The sequence below is a fragment of the Nonomuraea fuscirosea genome, from assembly GCF_035917475.1.
In the GTDB taxonomy this organism is placed as follows: domain Bacteria; phylum Actinomycetota; class Actinomycetes; order Streptosporangiales; family Streptosporangiaceae; genus Nonomuraea; species Nonomuraea fuscirosea.
Genome location: NZ_CP109074.1, coordinates 5,918,381 through 5,933,831, shown reverse-complemented (window position 1 = coordinate 5,933,831; position 15,451 = coordinate 5,918,381). Strand labels below are relative to the sequence as shown.

Sequence of the window (15,451 nt, the reverse complement as noted above, 5' to 3'; positions counted from 1 at the left end):
TTCCCGCGAACGACGACGAAGAGGGACGCCATGTTCTCCATCGGAGTGAACACCTGGGTCTGGGTCTCCCCGCTGACCGACGACGAGCTGGCGCGGCTCGCCCCCCGCGTCGCCCGGTGGGGCTTCGACGTCATCGAGTTGCCCGTCGAGCGGCCCGGCGACTGGGACCCCGGCAAGGCCGCGGCGGTGCTGGCCGAGCACGGGCTGACCGCGTCCGTGGTGCTGGTCATGCCGCCGGGGCGCGAGCTCGTGGCCGCCTCCCCGCAGACCGTCCGCGACACCCAGGACTATCTGCGGCACTGCGTCGACGTGGCGGTGACCGTCGGCTCCCCGGCGATCGCGGGGCCGGCGTACGCCTCGGTCGGCCGCACCTGGCGGCTCTCGCCGGACGAACGCCGGGCCGTCTACGCCGAGCTGCGCGAGAACCTGCGTCCCGTCCTGGACCACGCGGCGGGGCGCGGGATCAAGCTCGCGGTCGAGCCGCTCAACCGGTACGAGACCAGCCTCCTCAACACCGTCGAGCAGGCGCTCGACGCATTGCCGGAGGACTGCCACCTGGCCCTCGACGTCTACCACCTCAACATCGAGGAGAAGGACCCCGCCCGGGCGGTGCGGGCCGCGGCGGATCGCCTCGCGCACGTGCAGGTGTGCGGCACCGATCGCGGCACACCGGGGGCCGACCGCTTCGACTGGCCGGGCTTCACCCGGGCCCTGCGCGACGCCGGCTACGAAGGCCCGCTCGTCATCGAGTCGTTCACCGCGCACAACCGGACCATCGCCACCGCGGCCTCCATCTGGCGGCCTCTCGCGCGGAGCCAGGACGCCCTGGCCGTGGACGGCCTCGCCTACCTGCGCGCGCTCTGAAAGTTCCCACCGTTGCCGGCACCCCCTCAGGAGATCCTTCATGCGAAGATCACGCCTGTTCTGCGCCCTGGTCGCAGCCTTATCAGGGCTGCTGCTGTCCTTGTCGCCGCCGGTCGCGCACGCGGCCGCGCCCCAGTTCAAGGTGCTGCTGTTCACCGAGACGGCGAGCGGCGCCTTCCGGCACGACTCCATCCCCGCCGGCGTCGCGATGTTCCAGCAGCTGGCGACCGACAACGACTTCCAGCTCGACCACAGCGAGAACTCCTCCGTCTTCACCGCCGCGACGCTGAGCACCTACGACGCGGTGATCATGTTCCAGACCAACGGCATGGTGTGGGACAACGACGCCCAGCGCCAGGCCTTCCAGGCCTACGTCCGCAGCGGCCGCGGCGTCGTGGCGATCCACAACGCCACCGACATGAACATCGAGGCGCAGTTCCCCTGGTGGGACCAGGTCGCCCTGGCCGGCGCCCACATGACCGCGCACTCGTCGATCCTGCAGGGCACCGCCAAGGTGGCCGACAAGGCCCACCCCGCCACGAAGGGGCTGCCGGACCGGTGGGTGCGCTCGGAGGAGTGGTACAACTTCGACAAGAACACGCGGGGCTCCGTCCACGTGCTGGTGACCGCCGACGAGACCACCTATGACGCGGGGCCGAGCAGGATGGGTGCCGACCATCCGATCTCCTGGTGCCACAACCCGGAGGGCGGCCGGGTGTTCGCCACCGCGATGGGGCATCAGACGGCCTCCTACGCGGAGCCGCTGTTCAAGCAGCACCTGCTGGGCGCGGTGCAGTGGGCGGCGGGCGCGGCGCCGGGCGACTGCGGCGGCACCGTCGCGGCCCGTTTCCAGAAGGTCACCCTCGACGGTGCGCCGGACCAGCCGATGGAGCTGGACGTGGCCGCCGACGGCAGGGTCTTCTACATCTCGCGCTCCGGCAAGGTGAACCTCATCCCCGCCAACGGCGGTGGCACGCGCGTCATCGGCACCCTGCCGGTGTACGACGGCGGCGAGGACGGCGGCATCGGACTGGCGCTGGACCCGGGCTTCGCCACCAACGGCTGGATCTACATCAACTACTCGCCGGCCGGCGGCGGCGAGGTGAACAGGGTCTCGCGGTTCACCTTCAACGGCACCGGCCTCGACCTGGCGAGCGAGAAGAAGGTCATCGAAGTGCCGGCGTACCGCAACGTCGACGAGCCCGGCCACACCGGCGGCTACCTCGCGTTCGGGCCGGGCGGAAACCTGTACATCGGCCCCGGCGACGACACCAACCCCAACGGTTCCAGCGGCTACGCCCCGATCGACGAGCGGCAGGGCCGGGAGCACTACGACGCCCAGCGGTCCTCGGCCAACACCAACGACCTGCGCGGCAAGATCCTGCGCATCCACCCCGAGGCCGACGGCACCTACACGATCCCGTCCGGCAACCTGTTCGTGCCCGGCACCGCCAGGACCCGGCCGGAGATCTACGCGATGGGCTTCCGCAACCCGTTCCGCTTCGCGGTCGACAAGGTGACAGGCTGGATCTCGGTGGGCGACTACGGTCCCGACGCGGGCGCCGCGAACTCCAACCGCGGTCCCGAGGGCACCGTCGAGTGGAACCTGATCAAGCAGCCGGGCTTCTACGGCTGGCCTTACTGCGTCGGCAACAACCTCCCGTTCAACGACTACAACTTCGCCACCGGCACCTCCGGCGCGAAGTTCGACTGCTCGGCGCCGGTCAACAACTCGCCCAACAACACCGGCCTGACCAGCCTGCCGGCGGCCAAGGCCGCGACCGTGTGGTACAACTACCACGCCTCGGCCGAGTTCCCCGAGATCGACTGCTGCGGCGGCGCCGCCCCGATGGGCGGCCCCTTCTACCGCTACGACGCGACCGGCGGCTCGGACCGGAAGTTCCCCGCCTACTACGACGGCACACCGTTCTTCTACGAGTGGAGCCGCAACTTCGTCAAGGAGCTCCGCCTGGACTCCTCGGGCAACCTCCTGAAGATCAACCCCTTCGTGGCGCAGCTCGCCCCGCGGGCGCCGATCGACATGAAGTTCGGCCCGGACGGCGCCCTCTACATGGCCGACTGGGGCAACGGCTTCGGCCACGCGAACACCGACGACAGCATCTACCGCATCGACTACGTGGCCGGGAACCGAGCACCCCTGGCCAAGGCGAGCGCCAGCCCCGACTCGGGCACGGCGCCGCTGACGGTGGCGTTCTCCTCGGCCGGCTCGGCCGACCCCGACGGCGACGTCATCACCTTCGCCTGGGAGTTCGGCGACGGCGCGACCTCCACCAGCGCCAATCCCTCCCACACCTACACCGCCAACGGCAGCTACACCGCCAGGCTGACCGTACGGGACGCGGGCGGCAAGACGGGCAGCGTCACGGTGCCCGTCGTCGTCGGCAACACCCGTCCCGAGGTGGCCTTCACGGCTCCGCCCGACGGCGGGTTCATCGACTTCGGCGACGAGGTGGACTACACGGTCGACGTCACCGACGCCGAGGACGGTGCCGCCGACTGCGCCCAGGTCAACGTGATCACGGCGCTCGGCCACGACCAGCACGCCCACGACACCGGCCAGTACACCGGGTGCACCGGGACGGTCACGACCACGGCCTCCGGCCATGACGAGGCCTCCAACGTCTACTACGTCCTGTCCGCCGACTACACCGACTCCGGGGGCCTGAAGGGCTCCGCCGGCATCACCCTGCAGCCCAAGCACAAGCAGGCCGAGCACTTCACCGGCTCGTCCGGGATCCGCGTCGTCGACGAGTCCGGAGCCGAAGGCGGCAGGCGCATCGGTGACATCTCCAACAACGACTGGATCTCCTTCACCCCGATCAGCCTGTCCGGCATCGACACGGTGTCCTTCCGCGTCTCGGCGCCGTCCGGCACCGGGGCCTCCATCGAACTGCGCGCCGACTCGCCGACCGGTGCCCTCCTCGCCACCAGCACCGTGCCGGCGACCGGGGGCTGGAACACCTACGTGTCGCTGCCCGCGGTGCGGGTCACCGACCCCGGCGGCACGCGCAACGTCCACGTCGTGTTCAAGGCGCCGTCCGCGAACGCGTTCGACCTGGACTCCATCACCTTCAACGGCAGGGGCGTGGGCCAGGGCGACGGCTCGCCCCCGGACACCACGAGCGCGCTGCGAGGCGCCGGGTCGGGCCGGTGCCTGGACGCCGGGTCCTCGCAGGCCAACGGCACGCAGGCGCAGATCTGGGACTGCAACGGGCAGGCGAACCAGCAGTGGACCACGACCAGCGCGGGCGAGCTGCGGGTCTACGGCGGCAAGTGCCTGGACGTGAACGGCGCAGGCACGGCCGACGGCACCACGGCCATCATCTGGGACTGCAACGGGCAGAACAACCAGAAGTGGCGCCTCAACGCCGACGGCACCATCACCGCCGTCGGCGCGAACAAGTGCCTGGACGTGCCCGGCAACGCCACCGCCAACGGCACCAAGCTGACCATCTGGTCGTGCAACGGCGGTGCCAACCAGCGCTGGGCCCGTACCTGACCCCAGCGGGTGCGGGCCGTCGCCGGCATCGCCTGCTGACGGCCCGCACCATGGTCAGGACGCCTGGGTCAGCGACATCACCGCCCACGGAGCGAGTTCGACGTCCAGGTCGAGCACCCCGTCGTCGGGCACCGTCAGCGTGTACCGCAGGAGCGCGTCGGCGACGCCGCTCAGATGGTCGTGCTCGGCCCGGGACAGGTTCAGCGGCGAGCCGAGCCGGTACCACGCCTCGGCCACGTTGCCGTGCTCCCAGTCCAGGATCTCGACGAGGAACGTGCCGCCGGGCCGCAGGCCGCCGATCGAGTGGCGGACGCGCCTGGCGGGTCCCCGTTCGGCCAGCTCGCGGACCTCCGGATAGGAGCCGCACGCGGCGACGCCCTTCGTCTCCATGTCCTCGGGATAGTTGAAGAACACCGCCGAGACGGCCGACGTCCGGCTGTCCCGGGTGACGACCCCGTGGGGCGTCGAGAGGAGCAGCCGGTCGCCGAGCCGCCCCAGCATGGTGAACGCGTGGAACGTGGGCTTGTGGATGCCGCCCTCGTTCACCAGCCCGAACCCGCCGTGGAACGGCCCGATCCCGGCGCCGCCCTCCTCGAACACGTCCGTGAACGTCCAGTACGAGATGGAGTCGGCCAGGGCCGCGCACCGCAGGTACGACCGGGTGATGTAGGTCGCCGCGAACGGCGTGTCGTGGATGAAGTCGCGGGCCGAAGGAGACGTGGACCACTCGCTGATGTGGATCTCCGCCTCGGGATACGGGCTGTCGCGCACGATCTCGCCCAAGAGGGTCAGGTCGTCGTAGGTGGCGTCGGCGTACCGGGTGATGTGCACGGCCTCGCCGTTCGCGCCGTAGGCGAAGTCGGTGGGGTAGAGGTGGGCCGAGACGAAGTCGATCGGCAGGGCCCGTCCGGCGCACCAGGCGATGAAGTCCTCGATCCAGACCGGGCGCCAGTCGAGCGCGTCCACGTCGGTCGCGGCGGCCGTCGCGAGCGAGGCGGAACGATCCTCGCTCTCGCCCTTGTAGCGGTCGTCGGGCACGAAGACGCTCGTGGCCGGCCCGCCGACCTTGAGGGCCGGGTCGATCGACTTGATCGCCCGTACGGTGTGCTCGTACAGCTCGAAGTACTCGCTCTTCGTGCCGGTCCAGAAGTAGGGGACGAGGTTCGGCTCGTTCCACACCTCGAAGCGCCATCGCCGCACCTCGTCGAGGCCGTACCGGTCGATCCAGTGCTCGACCGTTCGCGTGACCAGCTCGACCCAGCGCGCCATGTCGTTGGGCGGGCTGCAGTGGGCGCCCCACCAGAACACGGTCTCGGTCCGCGTGGCCAGCCCGCGCGGCATGAAGCCCAGCTCGACGAAGGGACGGACACCGAGGTCCACAAGGAAGTCGAAGACCTTGTCGACGTAGGAGAAGGTGTACACGGGGGAGGGGAGAGGCGAGTCGGGGCCGAAGCCGCCGCCGTAGCCGTCCCGGTAGACGAACATGTCGTCGTGGAAGACGCCGTGGAAGCGGAGGTACTCGACCCCCGTCGCGGCGACCACCTCGGCGAACTGGCGCTGCCAGTCCGCGCGCAGCGCCTCGTTCGCCCGGCCGGCGCCGATGCACCTGCTCCAGACGTGCGGCAGCGCGGTCTCCGCGCGCGGCTCGCCGTCGATCCGCAACCGGGGCTCGCTCTTCATCGCCTCACTTCTCTTCGACGAATTGCCATGGATGGATCAGCCCTTCACGGCGCCCAGCGACAGGCCCGACTGCCAGTACCGCTGCAGGCTGAGGAACGCGATGATCAACGGGACGATCGTGAGCAGCGCCGAGGTGATCACGAGGTTCTGGACGAGGGCGCCGTTCCCGGCGGTCGAACCCAGCTTGTTCCACTGGTTGATGCCCACGGTCAGCGGATACCAGGCTGGATCCTTGAGCATGATCAACGGCAGGAAGTAGTTGTTCCAGATGGACACGAACGAGAAGAGCAGCACCGTCACGCCGGCCGGCGCGAGGAGCGGCAGCGCGATCTGCAGGAAGGTCCTGAACTCCCCGGCGCCGTCGATCTTCGCGGCCTCCAGCAGGCCCGACGGCACCGCCTCGGCCGTGAACACCCACATCAGGTACAGCCCGAACGGGTTGATGAAGGACGGGATGAGCACCGCCCACGGCGTGTTGGTCAGGCCGATGTGCGCGAACAGCAGGAACTGCGGGATCGCCAGGGCGATGCCGGGGACCGAGATCGACCCGAGCACGACCAGGAGGAACGTCCGCTTGCCGCGGAAGTCGAGCTTGGCCAGGGCGTACCCGCCGAGGGCGGCCAGGAAGGTGGACACGGTCGCGCCCACGACGACGTAGAGCACGGTGTTGAGCAGCCACCGCGCGAAGATCCCGTCCTGGTAGGTGAACACCTGCGCGATGTTGTCCCACAGGGCGAACTCGCGGCCGGGCGCGAGCCCGAACGTCGACACGAAGTCGGCCTGCGACTTGGTGGCGTTGACGACCAGCCAGCCGAGCGGCAGCAGGCAGTACAGGGTGAACAGGCCCGTCATCACCGTGAGGGTCGTGCTCTTCCTGGGATTGTCCACCGTGGGGAGCCGGCGGCTAGCGATCTGCATTCCTCAGCCCTCTGATCTGGACGGCGTAGGCGACGGCGATCGTGATCGCCGCCATGACGAGCGCGAGCGCCGCCGCGTAACCCTGCTGCGACCCGGTGAACGCCAGGTTGTAGGCGTACAGGTTGGGCGTGTAGAAGGTGGTGACGCCGCTGTTGGCCACCATCGACGGCAGGATCTGCGGCTCGTTGAACATCTGGAACGTGCCGATGATCGAGAAGATGATCGTGACGACCAGCGACCCGCGCAGGGCCGGCAGCTTGATCCGCCGGACGATCTGGAACTCGCCGGCCCCGTCGATGGCCGCCGCCTCGTACAGTTCGCGCGGGACGGCCTTGAGCGCGGCGTAGAAGATGAGCATGTTGAACCCGGTGAACGCCCACGTCACCATCACCCCGATGGAGATGAGCGTGGTGCCGGGGGCGAACGGGTCGAGGTCGGTGCCCAGGGCCCGGTTGAGGCTGCCGAACAGGCCGTACTTGACGCCCAGAAGGAAGCCCCACATGAGCGTCGACACGATCGCCGGCACCGCGTACGGCAGGAAGATCGTCACCCGCAGGAACCTGGCGCCGTGCAGACGCATGGAGTCCAGCGCCAGCGCCAGGGCCATGGCGAAGAACAGCATGATCGGCACCTGGACGACGGTGAACCAGACGACGCGTCCCGCACCGTCCCAGAACTGCGGGTCCTGGACCAGCTTGACGTAGTTGGCGAAGCCGACGAACGTGTTGCCGCCGACGAGCTTGTCCTGGAAGAGGCTCAGGTAGGCGGCGTAGAGGATGGGCACGACGAAGACGAGCGCGAACAGCGTGCCGAAGGGCGCGATGAACGCCAGTCCGATCGGTGACCTCCGGCGCTTGGGGGTCGGCGCCACCGGTCAGCTCACCTCGAAACCCTGCTCGTTGCCGTACTGGATGCAGCGCTGCCGCCACTGTTCGAGGACCTCGGCCAGCGAGCCCTTGCCCGTCGTGTACAACGGGGAGGCCAGGTCGCCGTAGATCGAGCGGGCCCACTCGAAGAACGGCGGGTACTGCCAGCCGTCACCGACGATCTCCGACGCCTCGGCCAGCACGGCGCCGACCTTCTGGCCGCCGAAGTACGGGTTGGCCTTGCCCTGGAACTCCTCGTTGTCCAGCACCGACAGGTTCGGCACGAAGGCGCCGGCGTCGACGCGGGTGGACAGACCGCCGCCGTGCGCGAAGTACTCGAGGAAGGTGAAGGCCGCCTCCTTGTGCTCGGCCGCGGCCGGGATGCCGAAGGAGCTGCCGCCGTTCGCCGCTCCGGTCTTGGCGCCCTGCTGCCACTGCGGCATCAGCGCGACCCGGAAGTCGCCGGAGGACTTCGGCGCGCGCTCGGGCAGCGTGGAGGTCAGCCAGCCGCCCATGGTCTGGGTGGCCAGGGTTCCGTCGTTGAGCGCCCGGTTCCAGTCGTCGGACCACCCGGTGATCTTGGTGTTGATCAGGCCCTCGTCGAGCAGCTTCTGCCAGAAGGCCACGGCCTTGGTCGTGCCGGGGTCGGTGAAGTCGATGCGCACCTTGGTGCCGTCCACCTTGAAGGGGCGGCCGCCGGCCTGCCAGATGAGGGAGAGCAGGAAGAAGATGTCGCCGGTGTCCTGGGCGATGTAGTAGTCGTCGCCGAGGGCGTGGATCTTCTTGGCGGCCTCGTAGTACGCCTCCCAGGTGGCGGGGGGCTCGTCGATGCCGGCCTTCTTGAGCGTGGATTCGTTGTAGAACATCGCCGACGGCCCGTAGTCGGAGGGCACCGCGTAGACCTTGCCGTTGACCGTCACGTCGCTCCACGCGGCCGGGACGAAGTCCTGCTTGAGCCGGTCGGCGCCGAGCTCCCCGAGGTCGGCGAGCTTGCCGGGGACGGCGAAGTACGGCACCGCGAAGTACTCGAACATGACCAGGTCGGGGACGCCCGAGCCGGCCTGGATGGCGTTGTCGAGCGCCTTGTACTCGTCCTGGGACGAGCCCGCGTTGACGACCTCGACCGTGATGTCGGGGTGGGCGGCCTGGAAGCCGGGGACGGCCTTCTCGACGGTGCCGTCCCAGCTCCAGACCGTGATCTTCGTTCGCTCGCCGACGCCACCACCGCCACCGTCGCCGGCGCTGGAGCCGCCGCCCGAGCACGCGGTCAGCGCGAGCATCGGCGCGAGTGCCGCGGAAAGGAGCCTGAGCTTGTGGGAGAGCCTCATGGCCCTCTCCTCTCGTTCCTGGGCGTTCCGAAATTATTTCGCAACTTATTCGGTCTGGCGAGGACACTAGGTGTCCCCTCTTCGCCGTGTCAACGGGGTGACGAACGGAAACCGCTGGAGCGCAGCGCGCATGATAGGTTTCGAAATAATTTCGGAGCCCGGGGAGGGGAGCGTCGTGGTGCGAGGGCGAGGTCGTTCTGATCGAGCCACCCTGGCCGACGTCGCCCGGCTGGCCGGCGTCTCGCCGACGACCGCGTCCAAGGTGCTCAACGGGCGCAGCGACGTGGGCGCCAAGACGCGCGAGCTGGTGCTCGGCGTCATGGCCGAGATCGGCTACAAGCCGACGGCGGCGCGGCACGAGCAACCCCGCGAGCGCACCCTCCTCACCGTGCTCGACATCGTGGAGTCCCGTTACGCCGGAACGGTGCTCCAGGGCATCCTCATGGCCGCCACGTCGGCGCGGGCCGAGCTCCTGCTCCGCCTGCCGCCCGGCGAGCCGATCAGCATGAGCCGCCCGGCGGCGGGCGCCTGGATCGGGGAGCAGCAGGCGTCCGGCGTCGTCGGCCTCATCGCGCTGGCCGTCGCGGTACCCGACTCGGTGCTCGGCGCAGCCGAGGATCTCCAGCTGCCCGTCGTGACCATCGATCCCATCGACACGACGGAGTCACGGCTGGTCAGCATCGGCTCCACCAACTGGGCGGGCGGCCGTTCCGCGACCGAGCACGTGATCAAGTTCGGCCACCGCAGGATCGGCTGGATCGGCGGGCCGATCGGCTCGGCCCCTTCGATCGAACGTTTCCACGGCTACCAGGCCGCGCTCGACTCGGCCGGCCTCGCCCCGGACCGCGCGCTGATCCGCCACGAGGCGTTCTCCGTCGAGGCCGGGCGGCGGCACGCCCGCGATCTCCTCACGTCCGGGGAGCGGCCGACCGCGATCGTCGCGGGCAACGACGAGATCGCCGTCGGAGTGCTGGCGGCGGCCAAGGAGCTGGGCGTCTCCGTGCCGGGCGAGCTGTCGGTCACGGGGTTCGACGACACGCCGCAGACCGAGTGGACCACGCCGCGGCTCACGTCGGTCCGGCAGCCGCTGGAAGGCATGGGGCGGATGGCCGTGGAGACCATTCTCGGCATGGCGGACGGTGTCCAGCCCGCCTCGCGGCATCTCCAGCTGGCGACCACCCTCAGTGTCCGCGACTCGACGGGCCCCGCCCCCGCGTCATGAACAGAATGATTCGGTCATGTCTCTACCCCAAGAACATCCAGCCGAAAAGCCCTTGTTTCCAGGATCGACTTCGCTTAACTTGGCGCCTGCAAACGTAACCGATAACGATTGCAATTGGTGAGGCACCATGGCCGACGGCGGCGCTCCGGTGACGATGAGTGATGTCGCCCGGCTGGCGGGAGTCTCCACGGCGACCGTCTCGCGGGTGGTGAACCGGCGCTACGGCGTCAGGGCGAGCACCGTCGAACAGGTCCGCGCGGCCATCGAGCAGCTCGGCTACGAGACGAGCCTGGTGGCCACAAGCCTGCGCAGCAGCCGGACCAACGTCCTGGGGCTGGTCACCCACAGCTTCCAGTCCTACACCGCCGAGGTGCTGAAAGGGGTGATGGACGCCCTGCGTCAGTCGGGTTTCGATCTGATCGTCTACGCCAACAGCGACCTCTACGGCACCTGCTCCGACGGCTGGGAGCAGCGGCACCTGGCCCGCCTGTCGGGCACGCTCACCGACGGCTGCATCGTGGTCACGCCCTCGCGCGAGGTGCGCAGCGGCACGCCGGTCGTGGTCATCGATCCGGCGCGGGGCTCGGAGGCGCCGTCGGTGACGGCCGACAACTTCGCGGGCGCCACCGCGGTGGTCGAGCATCTGCTCGGCCTCGGGCATCGGCGCATCGGCTTCATCGCCGGCCGGGCCGGCATCGAGGCCGCGTGGTCACGCGAGCAGGGCTATCGCACGGCGCTGGCCGAGGCAGGCGTGCCGATCGACCCGCGGCTGATCGCGCGGGGGAGCTTCGACCCCGACTCGGCGGCCCCGCTCGCGCGTGCGCTGCTGGAGCGGCCCGACCGGCCGACGGCCGTCTTCGCGGCCAGCGACGGGATGGCGCTGAAGACCCTGGAGGTCGCCGGGGAACTGGGGCTCCGCGTTCCGGGCGACCTGTCGGTGGCCGGCTTCGACAACATCCCCGAGTCGGCGCTGGCCGAGCCGAGGCTGACCACCGTGGACCAGTCGATGTACCGGCTCGGGAACGAGGCCGCGCGCATGCTCATGTTGCTGGTGCGTGGCGACTGGGAGGGCCCGCGCCGGGTCGTGCTCCCGACCCGCCTGGTGGTGCGCGGCTCCACCGCCGCACCTGGCTAGTCCTGTGATCGTGACGTCACCATGAGGTATGGCGTCCCGGCGCACCTGACGCTCGCGGCAACGAACGTCAGGTGGGCAAGCTGACGACCCCGACGACGGAATGGGAGGTGCGAACACCGCCACTGAGGATCCACCGTAGACATCCGGCCGGCCGCCCGGGCATCAACCGTGGCCGGCCATCAAGGGAGTTTTCGCATGCCATTTTTAGATTATCACGGCAGGTCACACCCCCAGAGCGGCGGGCGCGGGCTCGCCGCGATCACCGCCGCGCTCCTGACGATCGCGGCACTGCTGCTCGTGCCGGGGCCGGCGGCGGCGGACACGCCGTGGCTGACGGTCTCCGAGGACGGCTACGCGTCCTTCACCGTTCCGGTGGCCGCCGTCGAGGCCGCTGTGGGCCCGGTGTCGCAGGTCGCCATCGAGGGCAACTTCGGCCCCTCGTCCACCAGGGCGGAGTTCGGCCTCACCCGGCGGGGCGACGCCTGGTCGGGCGTCCTCGGCCCGCTCAAGCCCGGGCTGTATTCGTACCGGGTCACGGGCGATGACACCAAGGGGCTCAAGGACCCGACGAACAGCACCGTCGTGGCGTCCGACCCGCTCCGGAGCACCTTCTTCGTGGCCGGAGACGCGGCGCGCCCGCTGGCGGACGCGCCCGAGGGGCAGCGCGGCACGATCGACACCCTGACGTACGGCGAAGGGGGCAAGGCCCTGGTCTGGACGCCCCCGGGATACACCGCCACAAAGCCCTACCCCGTGCTGTTCCTGCAGCCGGGCGACGGCGTGAGCGCCACCGACTGGCTCGACCTCGGCCGGGCCGGGCAGATCCTCGACAACCTGACGATCCGGCGGGCCATGGAGCCGATGGTGGTCGTGATCAGTGACGGCGGCGCGGCGGTCGGAGAGGACCTGCGGAAGGCGGTCGCCGACCGCTACCGCGTCCACCGCGACCCGGAGCACCAGGCGATCGCCGGAGTGGCCGAGGGCGGCGCGCGGGCGCTGCGGGCCGCGCTGGCCCGCCCGTCCCGCTACGCCTACGCCGGCTCGTTCTCGGGTCTCCTGACGGAGGTGAAGGCGGACAACCGCCAGGTCAAGCTGGTACGTCTGTACACCGGCAACGTGACGGACCCCGCGTACAACGTGACCGTCCGCCTGACGAAGGCGCTGGACCGCGCCCGCGTCGGCTACGAGTTCGACGGGGTCAACCCCGACGCCGGGGCGAACTGGAACGCCTGGCAGGAGAACCTCGTCGACTTCGTGCCGCGGTTGTTCCGCAAGGTGCGCGACCACGGCCCGAGCGCCGGGCACAGGCGGCTGAAGGGCGAGTTCACCCCGCCGGCGCCGGGCACCACGCCGACGCCGTTCGTGACCAAGGACGGCTTCGTCACCTTCGAGACGACGACGGACTTCCAGAACGCGCAGAACGTCAAGGTCTGGGCGAACTGGGCGCCGGGCGGTAGCTGGCTGCGCGTGCCGATGACGCGTGCCGGTGACCGCTGGCGGGTGACCGTGGGGCCGCTCGACCCGTGGTTCTACTACTACCGGCTGATCGTGGACCGCACCTCGGTCAAGGACGTGTCGAACCCGACGAAGGTGACCACCGAGCCGACCTGGAGCACCTTCCTGGTCGCCGGTGAGCGGGCCCGCATGGTCACGGACGTGCCCGCCGGGCGGGGCGGCGAGGTCGAGCGCCTGACGTACCGGAGCGCCGTCGCGAACGAGGACCGGACCGCGCTGGTCTGGACCCCGCCGGGCTACGACCCGGAGCGCGCGGAACCGTACCCCGTCTTCTACCTCCAGCACGGTGGCGGCCAGAACTACACCGACTGGGTGGAGATGGGCCGGGCCAAGCAGATCCTCGACCACCACTTCCTCGACGGGAACCTGGTGCCGATGGTGGTCGTGATGGGCAACGGCAACGTCTCCGACTTCAACAAGGAATTGCTGGAGAACCTCGCACCGGCGGCCCGCGAGCACTACAACGTCTCCAGCGACCCCTCGCGGCAGGCCCTCGCCGGTCTGTCGATGGGCGGCGGGCAGACGTTCGGGATGCTCAAGGCGAATCCCGGCCAGTTCGCCTACGTCGCGGCCTTCTCGGCCGGGTTCGGCAGCGGCGCCGGCGTCGACGCGCAGGCGATCAACGACGGCACCAGGCTGCTGCGCCTGTACGTCGGCGACCGGACGGACTTCGTCTACCCGTCGTTCATGGCGTCCCTGGACACCCTGAACACGCTCGGCATCCGCTACGAGTTCGACGGGGTCACCCCCGGGCCGCACGGCTGGGACGTGTGGCAGAAGAACCTCATCGATCTCGCTCCGCGCCTGTTCAAGCGCTGATCGTCCAACGCTGAGCCGCAAGCGCTGAGCGAGATCTGCCTGGGCGTGCTGTTAGCGCTCACATGAGGATCGGCGCGACGGACGGGGCCCGGGTGCTCGCCACCCGGGTCCCGTTCCCGCCCGATCGCCCGGTCTCCACGGCGGCGCACGACCTTCGTGCGCCGCGATCCGCAAGGGAAACATGCGAATGAACATGAACCGGCTCTCTGCCGCGGTGGCCGTGCTGGCCGCCGCGACCGCGCTCACGGCCTGCTCCTCCGGTGGAGGAGGGGGCGGCGCCACCACCGCGAGCGGCGGCGGCGCGAGCAACTGCACGAACACGATCCCCAAGAAGGACCTGCCGGTCGTGACGATGTGGGGCTGGTACCCCAACATGCAGCTCGTCGTCGACAACTTCAACAAGCAGAACGCCGAGGTGCAGGTCTGCTGGACGAACGTCGGCCAGGGCAGCGACGAGTACGACAAGTTCCAGACCTCCATCTCGGCCGGCACCGGCGCACCCGACGTGATCATGATCGAGATGGACCGGATCCCGACCTTCCAGATCCAGAACGCGCTGGTCGACATCAAGAAGTACGGCTACGACGCGGCCAAGGCCAACTACAGCGAGGGCGCCTGGAAGGACGTCTCCGTCGGCGGCGCCGTCTACGGCGTGCCCGTCGACGGCGGCCCGATGGCGATGATCTACCGCAAGGACATCTTCGACAAGTACCACATCAAGCCGCCGAAGACGTGGGCCGAGTACGAGGAGGCGGCCAAGAAGGTCAAGGACGCCGGCGGCCCGGCGTTCGGCGACTTCGCCGCGAACGTGTCGGCCCTCACCATGGCGCTGCAGATCCAGAAGGGCGCGGCCCCCTTCGCCTACGATCCGGCGCAGCAGAGCTCCATCGGCGTCAAGCTCAACGACCAGGCCTCCAAGGACGTGCTCGACTACTGGGGCCGGCTGGCGAAGGACGGGCTGGTCGGCACGCAGGACCAGTTCACCCCCGAGTACATCTCCGGCGTGATCAACGGCAAGTACGCCACGTACATCTCGGCCGCCTGGGCGCCCGGCTACCTCACCGGCGCCGGCGTCGGCAAGGGCGAGGACACCGGGAAGTTCGCCGTCGCGCCCCTCCCGCAGTGGGATGCCGCCAACCCGGTGCAGGTGAACTGGGGCGGATCCGCCTTCTCCGTGACGAGCCAGGCCAAGAACCCCGAACTCGCCGCGAAGGCCGCCTTCGGCCTGTACGCCGACAAGGAGTCGCTCACCCACGGCTGGACCAACCAGATCATCTTCCCGCTCAACCTCCAGGCGCTCAACGATCCCGAGTTCGTGAACCTGAAGGTGGACTTCTTCGACGGCCAGCAGGCCAACAAGGAGGTCTACGTCCCCGCCGCGAACGCCTACAAGGGCGTCACCTACAGCCCGTTCGGCCAGTACTACTTCGACGCCATGACCAAGCAGGTCAGCGCGCTCATCGAAGGCTCCGTCACCGGTGCGCAGGCCGCCGACCGGGTGCAGGAGGACGTGGCGAAGTACGCGAAGGAACAGGGCTTCACCGTTCAGTGACCCGCGGGGTGGGCCGTCCCGCACCGGGCGGC

At 69.6% G+C, this 15,451-nt stretch carries 10 protein-coding genes; 6 read left to right on the top strand and 4 right to left on the bottom strand.

Annotation, left to right across the window (positions count from 1 at the left end; all coding sequences use genetic code 11):
- The first annotated feature begins 30 nt into the window (after positions 1 to 30).
- The gene (locus OIE67_RS27070; protein WP_326645075.1) at positions 31 to 864 is read left to right on the top strand and encodes a sugar phosphate isomerase/epimerase family protein; all 834 of its coding nucleotides are present in this window, start codon (positions 31 to 33) and stop codon (positions 862 to 864) included.
- Positions 865 to 904: 40 nt separating this feature from the next.
- Entirely contained in the window at positions 905 to 4,384 is a 3,480-nt protein-coding gene (locus OIE67_RS27065; RefSeq protein ID WP_326645073.1) for a ThuA domain-containing protein, read from the top strand.
- A 54-nt stretch (positions 4,385 to 4,438) separates the two neighbouring features.
- On the opposite strand, the gene OIE67_RS27060 is transcribed toward OIE67_RS27065, so the two are convergent.
- From OIE67_RS27060 to OIE67_RS27045, 4 genes are read right to left on the bottom strand one after another with little or no spacing between them, the layout of a single operon-like run.
- Positions 4,439 to 6,064, bottom strand: a complete 1,626-nt coding sequence (locus OIE67_RS27060) for a GH39 family glycosyl hydrolase (protein ID WP_326645072.1) — start codon at positions 6,062 to 6,064, stop codon at positions 4,439 to 4,441.
- Between the two features lie 36 nt (positions 6,065 to 6,100).
- Entirely contained in the window at positions 6,101 to 6,982 is an 882-nt protein-coding gene (locus tag OIE67_RS27055) for a carbohydrate ABC transporter permease (protein WP_326645070.1), read from the bottom strand.
- Positions 6,969 to 7,853, bottom strand: coding sequence for a carbohydrate ABC transporter permease (locus tag OIE67_RS27050; RefSeq protein ID WP_326645068.1), 885 nt, complete (start codon positions 7,851 to 7,853; stop codon positions 6,969 to 6,971). Before OIE67_RS27050 ends, OIE67_RS27055 begins: the two co-directional genes overlap by 14 nt.
- Positions 7,854 to 7,856: 3 nt before the next feature.
- The gene (locus tag OIE67_RS27045; RefSeq protein WP_326645066.1) at positions 7,857 to 9,176 is read right to left on the bottom strand and encodes an ABC transporter substrate-binding protein; all 1,320 of its coding nucleotides are present in this window, start codon (positions 9,174 to 9,176) and stop codon (positions 7,857 to 7,859) included.
- A 175-nt stretch (positions 9,177 to 9,351) separates the two neighbouring features.
- Here OIE67_RS27045 and OIE67_RS27040 point away from each other — a divergent pair, with 175 nt between their 5' ends.
- From OIE67_RS27040 to OIE67_RS27025, 4 genes are all read left to right on the top strand, one after another.
- Entirely contained in the window at positions 9,352 to 10,398 is a 1,047-nt protein-coding gene (locus OIE67_RS27040; RefSeq protein WP_326645063.1) for a LacI family DNA-binding transcriptional regulator, read from the top strand.
- Between the two features lie 127 nt (positions 10,399 to 10,525).
- Positions 10,526 to 11,533, top strand: coding sequence for a LacI family DNA-binding transcriptional regulator (locus OIE67_RS27035; RefSeq protein WP_326645061.1), 1,008 nt, complete (start codon positions 10,526 to 10,528; stop codon positions 11,531 to 11,533).
- A gap of 195 nt (positions 11,534 to 11,728) precedes the next feature.
- Positions 11,729 to 13,867, top strand: coding sequence for an alpha/beta hydrolase-fold protein (locus OIE67_RS27030; RefSeq protein WP_326645059.1), 2,139 nt, complete (start codon positions 11,729 to 11,731; stop codon positions 13,865 to 13,867).
- A 193-nt stretch (positions 13,868 to 14,060) separates the two neighbouring features.
- On the top strand, positions 14,061 to 15,419 hold the full coding sequence (locus tag OIE67_RS27025) for an ABC transporter substrate-binding protein (RefSeq protein WP_326645057.1): 1,359 nt from the start codon (positions 14,061 to 14,063) through the stop codon (positions 15,417 to 15,419).
- Positions 15,420 to 15,451: the final 32 nt, after the last annotated feature.

Coding starts and splice junctions, on each gene's coding strand:
- OIE67_RS27030 (WP_326645059.1), top strand. CDS start 11,729: ATGCCATTTTTAGATTATCACGGCAGGTCACACCCCCAGAGCGGCGGG.
- OIE67_RS27060 (WP_326645072.1), bottom strand. CDS start 6,064: ATGAAGAGCGAGCCCCGGTTGCGGATCGACGGCGAGCCGCGCGCGGAG.
- OIE67_RS27025 (WP_326645057.1), top strand. CDS start 14,061: ATGAACCGGCTCTCTGCCGCGGTGGCCGTGCTGGCCGCCGCGACCGCG.
- OIE67_RS27045 (WP_326645066.1), bottom strand. CDS start 9,176: ATGAGGCTCTCCCACAAGCTCAGGCTCCTTTCCGCGGCACTCGCGCCG.
- OIE67_RS27055 (WP_326645070.1), bottom strand. CDS start 6,982: ATGCAGATCGCTAGCCGCCGGCTCCCCACGGTGGACAATCCCAGGAAG.
- OIE67_RS27035 (WP_326645061.1), top strand. CDS start 10,526: ATGGCCGACGGCGGCGCTCCGGTGACGATGAGTGATGTCGCCCGGCTG.
- OIE67_RS27065 (WP_326645073.1), top strand. CDS start 905: ATGCGAAGATCACGCCTGTTCTGCGCCCTGGTCGCAGCCTTATCAGGG.
- OIE67_RS27070 (WP_326645075.1), top strand. CDS start 31: ATGTTCTCCATCGGAGTGAACACCTGGGTCTGGGTCTCCCCGCTGACC.